General features: G+C 59.8%; 1 protein-coding gene. It reads right to left on the bottom strand.

What is annotated here, in order from left to right; translation table 11 throughout:
- The coding region (locus RVY79_RS16775) for a Tn3 family transposase (RefSeq protein ID WP_317465609.1) at positions 1 to 736 on the bottom strand (736 nt) is incomplete at both ends.

The following is a 736-nucleotide window of genomic DNA, read 5'->3' as shown; positions in this document are numbered from 1 at the left end:
AGTCAGCCAAAAACGCCGTACGCAGCAACCGCCCCAATTGCACGCCAGCCTCATAGATTGGATCGCCCTGGGCGGCAGAACCGAACCGCGCAAGAGCTGCCACCGCACTGGCATGTCCGCTCATGACCGAGGCTGCCAGGTGCACCAGACTATCCCAATGCTTTTCGATCAAAGCGACGTCGACATTGGCTTCGCACACCGCAGCGATTTCTGCGGGCACTTTGGTGCCGCGTGGCACAAAGAGGTGGCGCTGTTTGAGTTCCTTCAACCGCGGGCAAAGATCAAAACCAAGCAAACGGGCATGTGACATGGCAAAGTCGGTGTAGCCATGGGTATCCACAGCAAGCTGGCTGGTCTCCAGCTTTTCTTGGCGGATGACACCTTCAATGGCCACGCCCGCCTGGCGCTCATTGAGCACAAAGGGCTGCGCATGGAAGATGCCCCACCGGTCTTTTACATGGGAGTAGATTCCAATGGAAGGTGTGTTGCGCCGAGGATCAAGCCGGGCTTGCCACACCCGTTTGGTGGTCTCCATGGTCATCATGTCAGAAGATGCCAAATCGGACCGCCCCCAGGTGGCGGCAATCGGGTGTCGCTGCATGAATTCCAGCACAGCCTGGCAGGCCTGGCTCAGACGCCGTTCGTCCCGCGCCCAGCGCATGGCCTGGCGAATGCTGGTGGCAGACACTTGCGGAATCATGCGCGCGCATTCGACCGCAGTCAGACTGGTGCCGTG

The organism is Chromohalobacter sp. HP20-39 (assembly GCF_033052815.1).
GTDB lineage: Bacteria > Pseudomonadota > Gammaproteobacteria > Pseudomonadales > Halomonadaceae > Chromohalobacter.
The sequence above is the reverse complement of the archived record's forward strand: the minus strand, read 5'-3'. Positions and strand labels throughout refer to the sequence as shown.